The organism is Microbacterium sp. Bi128, from assembly GCF_918698205.1.
In genome coordinates this window covers 1-1,148 of the sequence record NZ_CAKKMM010001549.1, presented here as the reverse complement: position 1 = coordinate 1,148, position 1,148 = coordinate 1, and the positions used below count along the sequence as shown (strand labels likewise).

2 protein-coding genes are annotated in these 1,148 nt (G+C 73.3%); one reads left to right on the top strand and one right to left on the bottom strand.

Annotation, left to right across the window (positions count from 1 at the left end; genetic code table 11):
* On the top strand, positions 1-243 hold a 243-nt coding region (locus tag LQV45_RS34465), incomplete at its 5' end, for a phosphoenolpyruvate carboxylase (protein WP_230012385.1).
* A gap of 95 nt (positions 244-338) precedes the next feature.
* On the opposite strand, the gene LQV45_RS34460 is transcribed toward LQV45_RS34465, so the two are convergent.
* Positions 339-938, bottom strand: a complete 600-nt coding sequence (locus LQV45_RS34460) for a gamma carbonic anhydrase family protein (RefSeq protein ID WP_230012383.1) — start codon at positions 936-938, stop codon at positions 339-341.
* Between the last annotated feature and the right edge of the window lie 210 nt (positions 939-1,148).

Here is a 1,148-nt window from a genome sequence, read left to right as displayed (position 1 = left end):
CTCCTGACCCGTTCGTGGGTCGAGCGGATCACCGGTGGCGGGCTGCTGGGCAACAAGCCCGTCCTGCAGCGGGCGGTCAAGATGCGCAGCCCGTACGTCGACGCCCTGTCGCTCCTGCAGCTCCGCGCCCTGCGAGCCCTGCGCGATGCGCCCGCCGACGCCCCCAAGACCGACCCCGAGCACCAGCGCCTGCTGCTGCTGTCGGTGAGCGGCGTGGCGGCGGGTCTGCAGAACACCGGCTGAGCGGCATCCGTTCCGACGCGCCGGCCCCTTTCGAGGGGTCGGCGCGTCGCTGTTCCCGCGGGTCGTGAGACGGATGCCGGGGCGGCGGCCCCGTCTCAGTCGAGGCGGCGGTCGTGGGCGTGCCGGGCGAGGCTGCGGCCGTACCGCTCGGTGAGCTGGATCATCAGGTCGGGCGTCTCACGGTCGAGGCCGAAGACGTATCCCGGGAAGTCGAGCTCCTTCTGGGCGGCCCAGATCTCGTCGTGCCGGTCGGGCGAGAGCAGCTGCACCGGATCGCCCACCGCGACCCATCCGATCGGCACCACCGTCTCGGGCGGAAGGACGGTGCGCAAGTGGACCACCGCGTTGATGCGCACCTCGCACCTGTCGCCGACCTCGGCACCGTTGAAGACCCGTGTGCCGGTGGCCAGGAACACCTCCGCGCCGATGTCGGCTCCCGCCACGCTGGCCATGGGACCGATCAGCGCGTGAGCCCCCACGTGCACCGCGTGGGTCGAGCTCGCCCGCACCAGCGCGTTCTCCATCACGATCGTGTGCTCCCCCAGCACGATCCGACTCCCCTCGGCGGTGAGCACGGCGCCGTGGAGGACTTGGCATCCGGGACCGATCGTGACGTCGCCGCTGATGACGGCGGTCGGGGCGACGACGGCGTCGGGGTGGATACGGGGCTCGACCCCCAGGTGAGCGAAGCGCATGAGCGGCGTCCTTCCCGTCGGTGCCGCCAGCGTAGCGCCGGGGCACGAGACGGGGCGAGCGGGGGCACGGCACCGCCGTGCCCGCTCACGTCCGGTCGGTCACCTCGCGCGCCGCGCGGCCGCCGACCACGGCCGCGCGCACGGAGAAGCCGATCACCGTCACGGCGCCGAGCACGATCACGGCGGCCATCACCGGCTCCTGCGCGGCCC

Bases quoted from the DNA above. Each gene is read 5' to 3' on its own strand.
- LQV45_RS34460 (WP_230012383.1), bottom strand. From the start codon at position 938: ATGCGCTTCGCTCACCTGGGGGTCGAGCCCCGTATCCACCCCGACGCC.